The sequence below is a fragment of the Pseudomonas sp. ICMP 10191 genome, assembly GCF_001467335.1.
GTDB lineage: Bacteria > Pseudomonadota > Gammaproteobacteria > Pseudomonadales > Pseudomonadaceae > Aquipseudomonas > Aquipseudomonas cerasi.
The window spans coordinates 281,513-297,323 of the sequence record NZ_LKGW01000102.1; the positions used below are offsets into that span (position 1 = coordinate 281,513).

A 15,811-nucleotide genomic window follows, 5' to 3' on the forward strand; every position below is an offset into this window, starting at 1 on the left:
TCGAATGCTCAGGTAATGGACTGTTGAGGCAGATTTTTTTCCAGCAGGGTGTCGATGACCCGGTACAACTCCTTGTAGCGCAACGGCTTGATAACATAAGCGTTGCAGCCCGCCAGGCGGATCTTCTCCTTGTCTTCCTTCATGGCCATCGCGGTCAGTGCGATCACCGGGATCGCGGCTGTGCCGGCGTCTTTCTTCAATAGCGACGTGGCGGTCAGGCCGTCCATTTCCGGCAGATGGATGTCCATCAGGATCAGGTCGGGCTGGCGCTCGCGAGCCAGTTTCAGGCCGCTTTCGGCATCGACGGCCGACAGCACAGCGTGCCCGGCGCTGGTCAGCAACAGCTCTGCCAGACGCATATTCGCCGCGTTGTCTTCAATGATCAGGATCTGGGCCATCGTGCCTCCGCTGATTCAGGTGAGCGGATGGGCAGCCACACAACGAAGCGTGCGCCGAGGTCTTTCACGCTGGCCACTGCGACGCAGCCGCCGTGAAGTTCGGCGAGCTGCTTGACCATCGCCAGGCCCAGTCCGGTGCCTTCGAATTTGCGTGCCAGGCCGCTGTCGATCTGGCTGAACGCCTTGAACAGCGTGTTCATGTCGCTTTGGGCGATGCCGATTCCGGTGTCGCTGACACTCAGTTCCAGAAACTGCTCACAGTCGCTGGAGGGAAGCGCAAATCCGTATGTCGGCCAGTCACCGTCGATAAGGCCTGCCTGAGCAAGCGGCACCAGACGCACCCCCAGTGTCACCCAGCCACCGGGCTCGCTGAATTTCACGGCGTTGGCCAGCAGGTTGTAGACGATCTGTTTGGTCTTGCGCCGGTCGAGCTCGAGCACGCCGAAGTCGGCCTCTGTTTCCAGCTTCAGCTGGATATGTTGCAGTGCGGCTTGCTCGCGAACGATCAGCAGGCTGTTGCCGAGCAGTTCGTCCAGATCCACCGATTCGAGCTCCAGCGTCATCATGCCGGCCTCGACCTTGGACAGGTCGAGGATGTCATTGATCAGTGACAACAGATGCTGGCCGCTATTGAAGATATCGCCTATGTAGCGTCGCTGGGCATCGGTCATGTCGCCGACCATGCCGTCTCTGAGTGCCTCGGAAAAACCGATCACGGCGTTCAGCGGCGTGCGCAGTTCGTGCGACATGGTGGCAAGAAACTCGGACTTCATGTGGCTGGCGTGTTCCAGCTCGATATTCTTTTCTTCCAGTGTTCGCTCGAAACGCTTGCGCTCGGTCACGTCGCGGGCTGCGGCGAAGACACCCTTGAGCTTGCGGTCACGGTCGTGAAAGGTGGCAGCGTTATAGGACACCACGGTTTCAGTGCCGTCATAGGCCCGCACGGTAAGTTCGTAGTCACTGACCTTGTGCTCGCTGAGCACGCGCTTGATCGCGGCATCGGCACTCGCCGGGTCGGTGAAGAAGTTTTTGCAGGGCGCACCGATCAATTCGTCGCGGGTGCGTCCGGTCAGCGCCATCATCTGCTTGTTGACATCGGAAATGATGCCTTGCGGGTCGGTCATCATCAGCGCATCGATGTTCGATTCGATCAGCGAGCGGGTATAGAACTGTTGGTCCCGCAAGCGCTGATCCAGCAATGCCTGAGCTTCTTCTTCCTGTTTGCGCGCAGTGTTGTCGGTGCCGATCAGCAGATAACCGATGATGGTTTCGGCGCTGTCGCGCAGCGATGTGACCGAGACCATGGCCGACAGGCGGCTGCCATCCTTGCGGATGTAGGTGAGTTCGTAGATGTCTTCGATGCCACGCGAAGCCTTGAACACCAGAGCCTCGAAGCCCGGTGTGATGGGCGTGTTGAGTTCATGGCTGAGGGCTGCTGCGCGGATGATGAGCTCGGCGGGGTCGGAGATGTCGGCAGGTGTGATTTTGTCAACAACGTCCTCGGAGTGATAACCGAGCATGCGTTCGGCGCCGACATTGAATATCTGGATAACGCCGTGTTCGTCTGTTGCGATGCTGGAGAAATAGGCGCTGTTGAAAATGGCATCCTGCAGTGCACCAGTCTTGAGGAGGATTTTCTGGCGGCGGGATTCGACGATTTTTTCAGCGCGAGACTGAGCATCGACGAGCGGGCGGTCCACTGGCGAGGTTGGCATATGACTTCCCGGTACTACCTGACCTTTATGCCATTACGGCCGTAATCACACTACGGACATCCATTCAAATGGATGATAAGAGGTTCATGGACAATACCAGATCGTTATCGGCAGATTAGTTATTAAATGAAACTTCTCGGAATATATTTTCGATAAATGACGCTAATCGACTAACGCTTGTCGGGAATTCCATATTTTCGCAGGCGATGAGCGATTGCGGTGTGCGAGGTATGCAGGCGATTGGCCAGTTGGCGGGTGGAAGGGTAGTCCGCATAGAGCTCTTCCAGCAGATTGCGCTCAAAGGTTTCGACGGCATGTTCGAGACTGTCGATCGAGCTGTCGTTCTGACGCGCCACGGCGGTGCCAGCGATATCCAGGTCGCCTATATCCACTTGAGTGTGTTCGCAGATGGCGGCCGCGCGAAAAATCACATTTTGCAATTGCCGCACGTTGCCTGGCCAGCGGTTGCCGAGCAGGGCAGGGTAGGTGCCGGGTGCGAGCCTGCAGACCGGACGCTGAATCTGTGCGCACGCCTGTTCCATGAAGTATCGGGCCAGTAACAGAATGTCCTGACCGCGCTCGCGCAACGGCGGAACCTCCAGATTGAGGACGTTGAGGCGGTAGAACAGGTCTTCACGGAAGGTGCCTTCGCTGACCATTTTTTCCAGATCGCGGTGGGTGGCGCTGAGAATGCGCACATTGACCCTTACTTCCCGATCGCCACCGACGCGGCGGAAGCTGCCATCGTTGAGAAAACGCAGCAATTTGGCTTGCAGATAGGGTGACATTTCGCCGATTTCATCGAGGAATACGGTGCCTTGGTTGGCCAGTTCCATCAGCCCAGGTTTACCGCCACGCTGGGCCCCGGTAAAGGCACCCGGGGCATAGCCGAACAGTTCGCTTTCAGCGAGGTTTTCCGGCAGCGCTGCGCAGTTCAGAGCCAGGAACGGCTCGCCGTGGCGGGCGCTGCTGGCGTGACAGGCGCGGGCAACCAACTCTTTGCCGGTGCCGGTTTCACCCTGAATCAGCAGCGGTGCATCCAGCGCCGCCACCCGTTGCGCCCGTGCCTTGAGGGTGCGAATGGCGGCTGAGTCGCCAAGCAGGGCGTCGAAACCTTCGGCGTGATCATGGTGCAAGGCCGACAGGCGTTCGCCGATTCGGCTGGGCAGGTACAGGGTAATCAGCGCGCCGGCTTCGGTAATCGGCGTGGCGTCCAGCAGCAGGGCTTCACCGTTCAGGTTGATCTCGCGCAGCGGCAGACGAAAGCCGTTTTCCAGCAACGCGACATGCAGACTGGGGTCGCTGAACAGCTCACCGATGGATTCACCCGCGGGCTCCCGGCCAATCAGCGCGATGAGTGCCGGGTTGGCCAGCAGCACGTGCCCGGCGCTGTCCAGAGCCAGCACCGGGTCAGTCATGGCGGCGAGCAACGCGTCCAGTTGCAGGTGGCGACGCTGCCCCGGAAGGATATCGACCACAGTGATCGCTTCCACACCTCGGACCCGAAACAGCGCGTCCTTGAGCTCTTCGAGCATCTGATGGCTGAGCGTCGGCGCATCGATGTACACATTGGGCGGCACCATCTCCACTGCGTCCAGATTCAGATTGCGTCCACCCAGAATCGCCAGCACTTCCTGGGTGATACCGACGCGGTCGATGAAGCTGACATGGATGCGCATGGGGCGATGACGGTTCGCGAATGAGAAGTCGGCAAGTATGCCTTGTGGCGGCAGGTTTGGTGAAATCCGCTTGTGGACTTGCACACACCTATCGCTGCTCACGCTCCAGCGTGGGCACGATGGTGTTCTCCGGTGCCTCATTCCTCCCGCTATTGCCCGCTGGCGTTCTACGGGCCTCGACAGCGCTGGCTTACTCCAGATGCTCCGGTTTCACCGGGTCACCTGACTTGGCGTGGAGTTTGTCGCGAATGTCCGCGAACATTCGGTCGTAGTCCTTGTGCTGGGCGATGGGCAGTGCGGCCGAGTTGGGCAAGCCGTGCCTTATTGCGATGCGACTCGCGTCGTGGGCGAAGTTGAAGGCGAGGTCACGGGGCAGCTGGAATTGCTCTTCGAACGACTTGCCGTTGATTGCGCCCTGCATGGTGAAGTGCATGGACGTGCCTTGCTTGGGATCTTCCTCCACGTTGTAGCGCAAGTGGATGTCATAGCTGATATCCGACGGTTGAAGCGCCACGTGGGTGAGGTGCAGATGGCCTGGCTCGTACATGAAGTGACTCCATCAAGTGGTGAGTGTGCTCAGTCAGACACCCCTCGCGAGCGGACGGTTCAGCCTTGCGCAGAGTACCGCTCGCTTCATGCCTGCGCTTAACGATCGATCTTGTCCGGTTCCGGCCTCGACCAGATCCATAGATTGCCCAGCGCCATCCCCGAGAGTGCCAGGTACAGCCACCAGGCATGGCCGATCAGGCTCAGCATCACCACGGCACAGACGAGCATGCTGATGGTGGCGCTGATCTTGGCCTTGCGCGCGACCAGTCGGCCATTACGCCAGTTGTACAGTATCGGCCCGAACACGCGGTGGTTTTCCAGCCAGGCGTTCAGCCGCGGCGAACTGCGTGTTGCCGCCCAGGCGGCCAGCAGAATGAACTCGGTGGTTGGCAGGCCGGGAACGAAGATCGCAACGATGCCTATGCCCAACGCGGTATAGGCGAGGATGCCGTATAAAAGGCGTGAAAGTCTTGAGCCGGGTGGTTTGTACGTCATGGTCTCTACAGGCAGGTTCGGGGAGCCCGGTCAGCTTAACAGCACCGGGCGCTTTTTCATGCCTGCACAGTTTCACCACCCGCAGTGCATCGATCTGCCATGCGCTGAGCATGGTCGCGAGCGTCCATGACCCGGACACCTCTCGCTGCACATGCTTCAGCGCGGCTGCGCCGTTACTGCGCGTTATGCAGTGCCAGGCAGTTGTCGAGCATGCGATTGGAGAACGCCCATTCGTTGTCGTACCACGACAGTACCTTGAGCAGCTTGCCGCTGACCTTGGTGTGGTTGGCATCGAAGATCGACGACAGCGGGTTGTGGTTGAAGTCGTGGGAGACCAGCGGCAGGGCGTTGTAACCGAGCACTTTGGAATGCTGACTGGCTTCTTTCAGCAGCGCGTTGACTTCATCGACCGTAGTTTCACGCTTCAGGGTCACGGTCAGGTCGACCAGCGAAACGTTGATGACCGGTACGCGTACCGCCATGCCGGTGAGTTTGCCTGCCAGCTCCGGCAGTACCAGGCCCACCGCTTCGGCAGCGCCGGTCTTGCTCGGGATCATCGACTGCGTCGCCGAGCGGGCGCGGTACGGATCGGTGTGGTAGACATCGATCAGGTTCTGGTCGTTGGTGTAGGCATGAATGGTGGTCATCAGGCCGTTTTCGATACCCAGCTCGCGATGCAGCACTTGAGCGACCGGGGCCAGGCAGTTGGTGGTGCACGAGGCGCTGGAGATGATCTGGTGCGACTGGCGCAGCGTGTCGTGGTTGACCCCATAGACGATGGTGGCATCGGCACCGCTGGCTGGCGCGGAGATAATCACCTTGCGTGCACCGGCGGTGAGGTGCGCGGCAGCCTTGTCGCGGCTGGTGAACAGACCGGTGCATTCGAACACCACGTCGATGTCCTGCGCTTTCCACGGCAGCTCGGCCGGATTGCGGATGGCACTGACCGAAATACGGTCACCATTGACGGTCAGGCTGTCCTTGTCACACTCGACCGTGCCGCTGAAAGGGCCGTGTACAGTGTCGAAGCGCAGCAGGTGTGCGTTCATTTCGCTGTCGCCAAGATCGTTGATGGCGACGACCTGCAGGTCCTGACGGTAGCCTTGGGTATACAGTGCGCGTAGGACGTTGCGGCCGATTCGGCCAAAACCGTTGATTGCAATACGAAGAGTCATACAGCCGTCCTTCTGAATTTGTTGTTGGAATTACAAGATTATTCTCATAGAAATAGAAAACAAGCCTTTTTAGTGGCAATATTTTGTTTTATCTACAACTACAAGCCTGAAAGGCACTCCCAGTTGATCGAGATCAGGGTTTTGCTCCCTGACAGTCACTGCTCGAAAACCGGAGCCGTCTTTACGGGTGACCTTAGACGTTAGCCTGGAGTTCATCACATGCATCCCCGCGTCCTTGAAGTAACCGAGCGTCTCATCGCCCGCAGTCGCGATACCCGTCAGCGCTACCTTCAATTGATTCGCGGCGCAGCGAGCGATGGCCCGATGCGCGGCAAGCTCCAATGCGCCAACTTTGCCCACGGCGTCGCCGCCTGCGGACCGGAAGACAAGCAAAGCCTGCGTCTGATGAACGCCGCCAACGTGGCAATCGTCTCTTCCTACAACGAGATGCTCTCGGCGCATCAGCCCTACGAACACTTTCCAGCCCAGATCAAACAGGCATTACGTGACATTGGTTCGGTCGGTCAGTTTGCGGGCGGTGTACCGGCCATGTGCGATGGCGTCACCCAGGGCGAGCCGGGCATGGAACTGGCGATTGCCAGTCGTGAAGTGATTGCCATGTCCACGGCGATTGCCTTGTCACACAACATGTTCGACGCCGCCATGATGCTGGGCATCTGCGACAAGATCGTGCCGGGTCTGATGATGGGCGCATTGCGATTCGGTCATCTGCCGACCATCTTCGTGCCCGGCGGACCGATGGTTTCAGGCATCTCCAACAAGGAAAAAGCCGACGTACGGCAGCGTTATGCGGAAGGCAAGGCCACCCGCGAAGAGCTGCTCGACTCGGAAATGAAGTCGTATCACGGTCCGGGAACCTGCACCTTCTACGGCACCGCCAATACCAACCAGTTGCTGATGGAAGTCATGGGCATGCACCTTCCTGGTGCTTCGTTCGTCAATCCCTACACGCCATTGCGTGATGCGCTGACCGCAGAGGCGGCCCGCCAGGTGACGCGTCTGACCAAGCAGAGTGGCAGCTTCATGCCGATCGGCGAAATCGTCGACGAGCGCTCGCTGGTCAATTCCATCGTTGCGCTGCACGCGACAGGTGGCTCGACCAACCATACGCTGCACATGCCGGCCATTGCTCAGGCTGCTGGCATTCAACTGACCTGGCAGGACATGGCCGATCTGTCTGAAGTGGTGCCAACCCTGAGTCACGTCTACCCCAACGGCAAAGCCGATATCAACCACTTCCAGGCGGCAGGCGGCATGTCGTTCCTGATCCGCGAGCTGCTGGCTGCCGGTCTGCTGCACGAAAACGTCAATACCGTGGCCGGTTATGGACTCAGCCGTTACACCAAGGAGCCGTTCCTGGAGGACGGCAAACTGGTCTGGCGTGAAGGGCCGCTCGAAAGCCTCGATGAAAATATACTGCGCCCGGTGGCCCGTCCGTTCTCGCCGGAAGGTGGGCTGCGGGTCATGGAAGGCAACCTGGGGCGCGGCGTGATGAAAGTGTCCGCGGTGGCTCCGGAGCATCAGATCGTCGAAGCACCGGCCAAGGTGTTCCAGGATCAGAAAGAGCTGGCCGACGCTTTCAAGGCCGGCGAGCTGGAGTGCGATTTCGTCGCCGTGATGCGCTTCCAGGGCCCGCGTTGCAACGGCATGCCCGAGCTGCACAAGATGACGCCGTTTCTGGGGGTCCTTCAGGATCGCGGGTTCAAGGTAGCGCTGGTCACCGATGGACGCATGTCGGGCGCTTCGGGCAAGATCCCGGCGGCGATTCATGTCTGCCCGGAGGCGTTCGATGGTGGCCCATTGGCGCTGGTACGCAATGGCGATGTGATTCGCGTGGATGGTGTAAAAGGCACGTTACAAGTGCTGGTCGAAGCGTCAGAATTGGCCGCCAGAGAACCGGCCATCAACCAGATCGACAACAGTGTCGGCTGCGGTCGCGAGCTTTTTGGATTCATGCGCATGGCCTTCAGCTCCGCAGAGCAAGGCGCCAGCGCCTTTACCTCTAGTCTGGAGACGCTTAAGTGAAGTTGGCCCTGGTCGGTGATATAGGCGGTACCAATGCACGTTTTGCCATTTGGGAAGACGACACGCTGCATTCTGTCCGGGTATTCCCGACCATTGACTACGCGGGCCCGGAGAAGGCCATCGAAGTCTATCTGCAGGACCTGGAGCTGCAGCGCGGCGATATCGGTCATGTGTGCCTGGCGGTGGCCGGGCCTGTCGATGGCGATTTTTTCCAGTTCACCAACAGCCACTGGCAATTGAGCCGCAAGGCGTTCTGCGCCGACCTGCAGGTCGATGAACTGCTGCTGATCAACGATTTCACCGCCATGGCGCTGGGCATGACCCGGCTCAAGGATGATGAATACCTGACGGTCTGCCACGGTGTCGGCAAGCCTGATCGGCCGCGCGTGGTGGTGGGGCCGGGGACCGGGCTGGGCGTCGGTACGCTGATCAAACTCGACGGCAGTCGCTGGATGGCGTTGCCGGGCGAGGGCGGTCATGCCGACCTGCCCATCGGCACCGCGCGTGAGGCGCTGCTGTGGACGCGGCTGATGGCCGAGCATGAACATGTCAGCGCCGAAGTCGTGCTCAGCGGTGCGGGCTTGCTGTTGCTGTATCAGGTCAGCTGCGCGCTGGACGACATCGAGCCGGTGCTCAAATCGCCTGCGGCGATCACTACCGCTGCGCTCTCGGGCGACCCGGTAGCTGCGGCAGTGCTGGAACAATTCTGCGTGTTTCTCGGCAGAGTGGTCGGCAACCATGTGCTGGCCCTGGGCAGCCTCGGCGGGGTTTATATCGTCGGCGGCGTGGTGCCGCGCTTCACTGAGTTCTTCATCAACAGCGGGTTCAAGCGCGCCATGGCCGAGAAGGGCGTCATGAGCGACTATTTCAATGGCCTGCCGGTGTGGCTGGTCACGGCCGAATACCCGGGCCTCATGGGTTCAGGCGTGGCCCTGCAGCAGGCGTTTGGTGCGCAGATCTGAGCGATATGGCATAACAACAAAAATTAACAGCCAGACAAGGACGCTTCAACTTGAGCTCAGTCAGTAAATCGATCCTGTTGGTGGATGACGATCAGGAAATTCGCGAGTTGCTGGACACCTACCTGAGCCGCGCCGGTTTTCAGGTGCGCACAGTGGGCGATGGCGCGGATTTCCGTCGAGCGTTCAATGACGAACCAAGCGATCTGCTGATCCTGGACGTCATGCTGCCCGATGAAGACGGTTTCAGTCTGTGTCGCTGGATCCGCCAGCACCCGCGTCAGCCGCATGTGCCGATCATCATGTTGACCGCCAGCTCGGACGAAGCCGACCGGGTCATCGGTCTGGAACTGGGGGCCGATGATTACCTTGGCAAGCCGTTCAGCCCGCGCGAGCTTCAGGCCCGCATCAAGGCGCTGTTGCGACGTGCCCAGTTCGGTCAGGAGCGTCCGGGTGGCGACGTGATCCTGTTTGATGAGTGGCGACTCGATATGGTCAGCCACCGGCTGTTTCACAATGACGGCGAAGAGGTGATTCTGTCCGGCGCCGACTTCGCACTGCTCAAACTGTTTCTCGACAACCCCCAGCAGATTCTCGACCGCGACACCATCGGCAATGCCACACGTGGGCGTGAGTTGATGCCGCTGGAGCGCATCGTCGACATGGCGGTCAGTCGCCTGCGTCAGCGTCTGCGCGACACCGGCAAGTCACCGCGTCTGATCCGCACTATTCGCGGCAGTGGTTACCTGCTGGCCGCAAACGTCAACTCGCAAGCGGGCAACGGCTATTAAACCGACAGGGGCAGGCACGAAGAGAACCGGCCTGCCGCTGCCGCGCTCGTTGCTGGGGCGCATGTTGCTGCTGACCTTGCTGGCAGTTTTTTTGGCGCAGGCGCTGTCCAGCGTGATCTGGCTGTCACAGTTGCGTGCCACGCAGATGGAAGGCCTGGTGACCAGTGCGCGCAGTCTGGCGTACTCGATGGCGGCCAGTGTCAGCTACTTTCGCTCATTGCCGCTGGCTTACCGGCCCATGGTGCTCGACCAGTTACGCAGTATGGGTGGCACACGGTTCGTGGTGTCACTCAACGATCACCCGCTGGACATGCAGATCATGCAGCCCACCCCTCGCAAGCAGGCGGTGCTGGACGTGGTGGGCGAGGTGCTGCGCCAGCGATTGGGCAATGGTCCGGACATCACCGTATGGTTCGCGCGGCCCGAAGAACTGCGGATCTTCAACAGCGGCCTGAAGCTCGACGAGCTGCCGCGTTCGTGGGCGCATTACGCGCTGACACTCGAGCCGGTGAACCCGCCGGTGCTGGTCACGCAAATCGAAATGGCGCCGGGCGAGTGGTTCTACATTGCCTCGCTGCTGCCCGAACCCTACACCTCGCTGGAGGAGCAGGAGCTGCCTCTTCAGCAGGTCTCGTTCATTGTCCTGACCAGCGCATTTCTGCTGTTGTTCATCGGCTTGCTGGTGCACTGGCAGAGCCGCCCGCTCAAGCGTCTGGCGCGGGCCGCACGGGACATGTCCCTGGGCGCGGACGTCGAACCTGTGGTCGAGGGCGGCGGCAGCGAAGTCATCGAGGTCAGCCGGGCGTTCAATGCCATGCGCACACGGATCAGTCGCTACCTGACCGAGCGGGGGCAGTTGTTCAGTGCCATTTCCCATGATTTGCGTACGCCCATCACCCGTTTGCGCTTGCGGGTCGAGCTGCTCGAGGACGAGCAACTGCAACGCAAATTCAGTCGCGACCTGGATGAACTGGAGCTGCTGGTCAAAGGCGCGCTGCAGTGCGTCAAGGACACTGATATTCATGAAAACATCGAGCCGGTAGACCTCAACGCGCTGCTTGAATGTCTGGTCGAACCCTGGCTGCTTGCTGACGGTAATGGGCGGGTCACGCAGCAGGGTGAGGCTCAGGCTGCCTATTCAGGCAAACCGCTGGCGCTCAAGCGCTGCATCGGCAACCTGATCGATAACGCGCTCAAATACGGTGATCGCGCGCATCTGAAAGTCGAGGACGATGCCCAGGCGTTCGTACTGCATGTCGATGACGAAGGTCCTGGCGTTCCCGAGCAGCGTCTCGAACACGTTTTCGAACCGCATTTCCGTCTGGCAGGCAATCAGCAGCAGGGCTACGGTCTCGGCCTGGGCATCGCTCGCAACATTGCCCACAGTCATGGCGGCGAAGTCAGCCTGCAGAACCTGCGTGACGGAGGGTTGCGGGTAACGTTGTACCTGCCGAGAACTGTGGAATGACGCGCTGCACAGTGACTTTTGGCTAGCGATTGCACCGGGATTTCAATTGTCACCATCCTGTGACAATCACGCGTCCCTTCGTTACTGTCGGCGCGTCAGGCTTGGTTAGACTCCCACGAAGCGCAAGCACCAGACTTGCTCATGCATAACAACAAGAAAGGTCAATTCGATGAATTCCATGTCACGTCTCGCTGTTGTCATCTCTCTCGCTTCGTTGTTCCCTCTGAGCGCTAATGCCGCTGAATCCAAAGGCACCGTAGAAGTCGTGCACTGGTGGACGTCGGGTGGCGAAAAGGCTGCAGTCGATGTTCTGAAAGCTCAGGTTGAAAAGGACGGCTTTACCTGGAAGGACGGCGCCGTTGCAGGCGGCGGCGGCTCCACGGCCATGACCGTGCTCAAGAGCCGTGCGGTTGCCGGAAATCCTCCCGGTGTGGCCCAGATCAAAGGCCCGGATATTCAGGAATGGGCCTCTACCGGCCTGCTCGATACCGATGCGCTGAAAGAGGTCGCCAAGTCCGAGAAGTGGGACTCCCTGCTGGACAAGAAAGTCTCCGACACCGTGAAGTACGACGGTGATTACGTAGCAGTACCGGTGAACATTCACCGCGTCAACTGGCTGTGGATCAACCCTGAAGTCTTCAAGAAAGCCGGTATCGACAAGGCGCCTACAACGCTCGAAGAGTTTTACGCGGCAGGCGACAAGCTGAAAAAAGCCGGCTTCATCCCGCTCGCCCACGGTGGCCAGCCTTGGCAGGACAGCACCGTCTTTGAAGCTGTCGTGCTCTCGGTAATGGGGGCTGACGGCTACAAGAAAGCTCTGGTCGATCTGGACAACGGCGCGTTGACCGGCCCAGAAATGGTCAAGTCGCTCACCGAACTCAAGAAAGTCGCGACCTACATGGATGCCGATGGCAAGGGCCAGGATTGGAACCTGGAAGCTGGCAAGGTCATCAATGGCAAGGCCGGCATGCAGATCATGGGCGACTGGGCCAAGAGTGAATGGACCGCAGCCAAAAAGGTCGCTGGCAAGGATTACCAGTGCGTAGCCTTCCCGGGCACCGAAAAAGCCTTTACCTACAACATCGACTCGCTGGCGGTGTTCAAGCAGAAAGACAAGGGCACGACTGCCGCACAGCAGGATCTGGCCAAGGTCGCCATGGGCGAGGACTTCCAGAAGGTCTTCAGCATCAACAAGGGTTCGATCCCGGTTCGTGAAGACATGCTGTCCGACATGAGCAAATACGGTTTCGACTCGTGTGCGCAAACCGCTGCGAAGGACTTCCTGGCTGATTCGAAAACCGGTGGTCTGCAGCCAAGCATGGCGCACAACATGGCAACTACGCTGGCAGTGCAGGGCGCGTTCTTCGATGTGGTGACCAACTACATCAATGACCCGAAAGCTGATCCGGCCGAAACAGCCAAAAAGCTGGGCGCTGCCATCAAGTCTGCCAAGTAATTCGTTCTGAACCGCCTTTAACCGTCGTCCGCAGTGTTGAAATCCCTGGTTGATTTCACCTGCGGCTGCGGCCTGGATTCGATACACCGCATGGGATACTCCCGATGAGCTCTGTCGCTGCGAACAGCAAAGCCTCGCCAATGGATGCGCTGCAACGCTGGCTACCAAAACTGGTGCTGGCCCCCAGCATGTTCATCGTGCTGGTGGGTTTCTATGGCTATATCCTCTGGACATTCGCACTGTCGTTCACCAACTCGACGTTCCTGCCTTCCTATAAATGGGTCGGTCTGGCGCAATACGCGCGTCTCATGGACAACGATCGCTGGTGGGTGGCAAGCAAGAACCTTGCGGTCTTTGGCGGGATGTTCATTGCAATCAGCCTGGTGATCGGGGTCCTGCTGGCCGTCCTGCTGGACCAGCGGATTCGTCGCGAGGGCATGATTCGTACTATCTACCTGTACCCGATGGCGCTGTCGATGATCGTCACCGGTACTGCCTGGAAGTGGCTGCTCAACCCAGGCCTGGGCCTGGACAAGATGTTGCGCGACTGGGGCTGGGAAGGTTTCCGTTTCGACTGGCTGATTGACCAGGACCGCGTGGTGTACTGCCTGGTCATCGCCGCGGTATGGCAGTCCTCCGGCTTCGTCATGGCGTTGTTTCTGGCAGGTCTGCGTGGCGTCGATCAGTCGATCATTCGCGCGGCCCAGATGGATGGCGCGAGTTTGCCGATGATCTACTGGCGCGTCGTGCTGCCAAGCCTGCGTCCGGTGTTCTTCAGTGCCGTGATGATTCTCGCGCACATTGCGATCAAGAGTTTCGACCTGGTAGCCGCGATGACCGCCGGTGGCCCCGGTTACTCATCCGACCTGCCGGCGATGTTCATGTATTCGTTCACCTTTAGCCGCGGCCAGATGGGCATGGGTTCTGCCAGTGCGATTCTGATGCTCGGCGCGATCCTGGCGATTCTGGTGCCGTATCTGTATTCCGAGCTGAGGACCAAACGCCATGACTAGTCATGTTGGCAAACCGGGCATCAGCTTCAGTCGTGTTCTGATTTACGCCGTGCTGATGCTGGCCTGTCTGATTTATCTGGTGCCGTTGGTGGTGATGCTGTTCACCAGCTTCAAGACACCCGAAGACATCGGCACCGGCAACCTGTTGAGCTGGCCAAGCGTAGTGACTGCAATCGGCTGGATAAAAGCCTGGGACCTGGTCGATGGTTATTTCTGGAACTCGATAAAAATCACTGTTCCGGCCGTGATCATCTCCACCGCAATCGGCGCGCTCAATGGCTATGTGCTGTCGATGTGGCGCTTCAAGGGCTCGCAGCTGTTCTTCGGTCTGTTGCTGTTCGGTTGCTTTCTGCCGTTTCAGACCGTCCTGCTGCCGGCATCCTTCACACTGGGCAAGATGGGGCTGGCCAACACGACCACCGGGCTGGTGTTTGTTCACGTGGTCTACGGGCTGGCATTTACCACGCTATTCTTCCGTAACTACTACGTCAGCATTCCCGATGCGCTGGTCAAGGCTGCACGGTTGGATGGTGCCGGTTTCTTCACCATCTTCGGGCGCATCATTCTACCGATGTCCACGCCTATCGTGATGGTTTGCCTGATCTGGCAGTTCACCCAGATCTGGAACGATTTCCTGTTCGGCGTTGTGTTCTCCAGCGGCGATTCTCAGCCGATCACTGTGGCTCTGAACAATCTGGTCAACACCAGCACAGGTGCCAAGGAATACAACGTTGACATGGCGGCGGCGATGATTGCCGGCCTGCCGACACTGCTGGTCTACGTACTGGCTGGCAAGTATTTCCTGCGTGGGCTTACGGCCGGCGCGGTCAAGGGGTAATCATGGCGACTCTCGAATTACGCAACGTCAACAAGACCTACGGCAGCAATCTGCCGGACACCCTCAAGAACATCGACCTGTCGATCAAGGATGGCGAGTTCCTGATTCTGGTCGGTCCATCGGGCTGTGGTAAATCCACGCTGATGAACTGCATTGCCGGTCTGGAAAGCATCAGTGGCGGTGAGATCCTGATCGACGGCCAGGACGTCAGCGGCACCAGCCCCAAGGACCGCGACATTGCCATGGTCTTTCAGTCCTACGCCCTGTATCCGACCATGAGCGTGCGTGAAAACATCGCGTTCGGGCTGAAGATCCGCAAGATGCCGCAAGCCGACATCGACGCTGAAGTGGCGCGCGTTGCCAAACTGTTGCAGATTGAGCACTTGCTCAATCGTAAGCCGGGCCAGATGTCCGGTGGTCAGCAGCAGCGTGTCGCGATGGGCCGTGCCTTGGCGCGTCGACCGAAGATCTACCTGTTCGACGAGCCACTCTCCAACCTCGACGCCAAGTTGCGCGTCGAGATGCGCACCGAAATGAAGTTGATGCATCAACGCCTCAAAACCACCACTGTTTATGTGACCCACGATCAGATCGAGGCCATGACGCTGGGTGACAAGGTGGCGGTGATGAAGGACGGTATCGTCCAGCAGTTCGGCACGCCCAAGCAGATCTACACCGATCCGGCCAACCTGTTCGTCGCCAGTTTCATCGGTTCGCCGCCGATGAACTTTATCCCGCTGCGCCTGCAACGCAAGGATGGCCAGTTGATCGCTGCGCTCGACAGTGGTCAGGCCCGTTGCGAGCTGCCGGTGGGCGTGTCCGATGCAGGCCTTGAAGATCGAGAAATCATTCTTGGTATTCGCCCCGAACAGATTATGCTGGCCGGCGCTGAATCGACCGGGCTGCCGACCATTCGTGCCGAGGTCCAGGTGACCGAGCCGACCGGTCCGGATACGCTGGTGTTCGTTACGCTCAACCAGAGCAAGGTTTGCTGTCGCCTCGCCCCGGATGTCGCACCGCAGGTGGGCGAGAGCCTTACCCTGCAATTCGATCCTGCCAGGGTGCTGATTTTCGATGCCCAGAGCGGCGAGCGTCTTGGGGTGCTGGGAGCACGACTGGCGGCTGAACGGGAAAACAATGTGTCACCGGTCGAGCCGCAAGTGATAAATTGATTCAGCAACGAGCATCGCTGGCTGGCCGTCTGCTGCCAAAACGCACGGCCGACCAGC

14 protein-coding genes are annotated in these 15,811 nt (G+C 59.3%); 8 read left to right on the plus strand and 6 right to left on the minus strand.

Going from position 1 to position 15,811, the window contains the following annotated elements; genetic code table 11:
- Positions 1-8: 8 nt before the first annotated feature.
- From AO388_RS10185 to gap, 6 genes are all read right to left on the minus strand, one after another.
- On the minus strand, positions 9-398 hold the full coding sequence (locus AO388_RS10185) for a response regulator (protein WP_003365327.1): 390 nt from the start codon (positions 396-398) through the stop codon (positions 9-11).
- Positions 383-2,113, minus strand: coding sequence for a PAS domain-containing sensor histidine kinase (locus AO388_RS10190; RefSeq protein WP_058416395.1), 1,731 nt, complete (start codon positions 2,111-2,113; stop codon positions 383-385). Before AO388_RS10190 ends, AO388_RS10185 begins: the two co-directional genes overlap by 16 nt.
- 170 nt (positions 2,114-2,283) lie before the next feature.
- Entirely contained in the window at positions 2,284-3,792 is a 1,509-nt protein-coding gene (locus AO388_RS10195; protein ID WP_058416424.1) for a sigma-54-dependent transcriptional regulator, read from the minus strand.
- Positions 3,793-3,982: 190 nt separating this feature from the next.
- Positions 3,983-4,339, minus strand: a complete 357-nt coding sequence (locus AO388_RS10200; RefSeq protein WP_003433598.1) for a DUF5064 family protein — start codon at positions 4,337-4,339, stop codon at positions 3,983-3,985.
- 98 nt (positions 4,340-4,437) lie between these two features.
- On the minus strand, positions 4,438-4,836 hold the full coding sequence (locus AO388_RS10205; RefSeq protein ID WP_050557974.1) for a YbaN family protein: 399 nt from the start codon (positions 4,834-4,836) through the stop codon (positions 4,438-4,440).
- A 173-nt stretch (positions 4,837-5,009) separates the two neighbouring features.
- Positions 5,010-6,011 carry a type I glyceraldehyde-3-phosphate dehydrogenase gene (gene gap, locus AO388_RS10210; protein WP_003433596.1) on the minus strand — a complete coding sequence of 334 codons (1,002 nt, stop codon included), beginning with the start codon at positions 6,009-6,011 and terminating at the stop codon, positions 5,010-5,012.
- Positions 6,012-6,230: 219 nt separating this feature from the next.
- Between gap and edd the strand changes: the two genes are divergently transcribed.
- From edd to AO388_RS10250, 8 genes are all read left to right on the plus strand, one after another.
- Positions 6,231-8,057: a phosphogluconate dehydratase gene (gene edd, locus AO388_RS10215; RefSeq protein WP_003365314.1), complete on the plus strand. Its 1,827-nt coding sequence runs from the start codon at positions 6,231-6,233 to the stop codon at positions 8,055-8,057.
- Positions 8,054-9,019: a glucokinase gene (locus AO388_RS10220; RefSeq protein WP_003433595.1), complete on the plus strand. Its 966-nt coding sequence runs from the start codon at positions 8,054-8,056 to the stop codon at positions 9,017-9,019. The genes edd and AO388_RS10220 overlap by 4 nt, the downstream gene beginning before the upstream one ends.
- Positions 9,020-9,069: 50 nt before the next feature.
- Positions 9,070-9,807 (plus strand): response regulator, encoded by a 738-nt coding sequence (locus tag AO388_RS10225; protein WP_003365308.1) that lies wholly within the window; start codon positions 9,070-9,072, stop codon positions 9,805-9,807.
- Positions 9,808-9,868: 61 nt separating this feature from the next.
- Entirely contained in the window at positions 9,869-11,275 is a 1,407-nt protein-coding gene (locus tag AO388_RS10230) for an ATP-binding protein (RefSeq protein ID WP_054080820.1), read from the plus strand.
- 169 nt (positions 11,276-11,444) lie between these two features.
- Positions 11,445-12,731 carry an ABC transporter substrate-binding protein gene (locus AO388_RS10235; RefSeq protein ID WP_003365304.1) on the plus strand — a complete coding sequence of 429 codons (1,287 nt, stop codon included), beginning with the start codon at positions 11,445-11,447 and terminating at the stop codon, positions 12,729-12,731.
- Positions 12,732-12,835: 104 nt separating this feature from the next.
- A complete protein-coding gene (locus AO388_RS10240) occupies positions 12,836-13,744 on the plus strand; it encodes a carbohydrate ABC transporter permease (RefSeq protein WP_003314048.1) in 909 nt (302 codons plus the stop codon).
- Positions 13,737-14,582 (plus strand): carbohydrate ABC transporter permease, encoded by an 846-nt coding sequence (locus AO388_RS10245; RefSeq protein ID WP_003433593.1) that lies wholly within the window; start codon positions 13,737-13,739, stop codon positions 14,580-14,582. The genes AO388_RS10240 and AO388_RS10245 overlap by 8 nt, the downstream gene beginning before the upstream one ends.
- Before the next feature lie 2 nt (positions 14,583-14,584).
- The gene (locus AO388_RS10250) at positions 14,585-15,754 is read left to right on the plus strand and encodes an ABC transporter ATP-binding protein (protein ID WP_058397458.1); all 1,170 of its coding nucleotides are present in this window, start codon (positions 14,585-14,587) and stop codon (positions 15,752-15,754) included.
- The last annotated feature ends 57 nt before the right edge of the window (positions 15,755-15,811 follow it).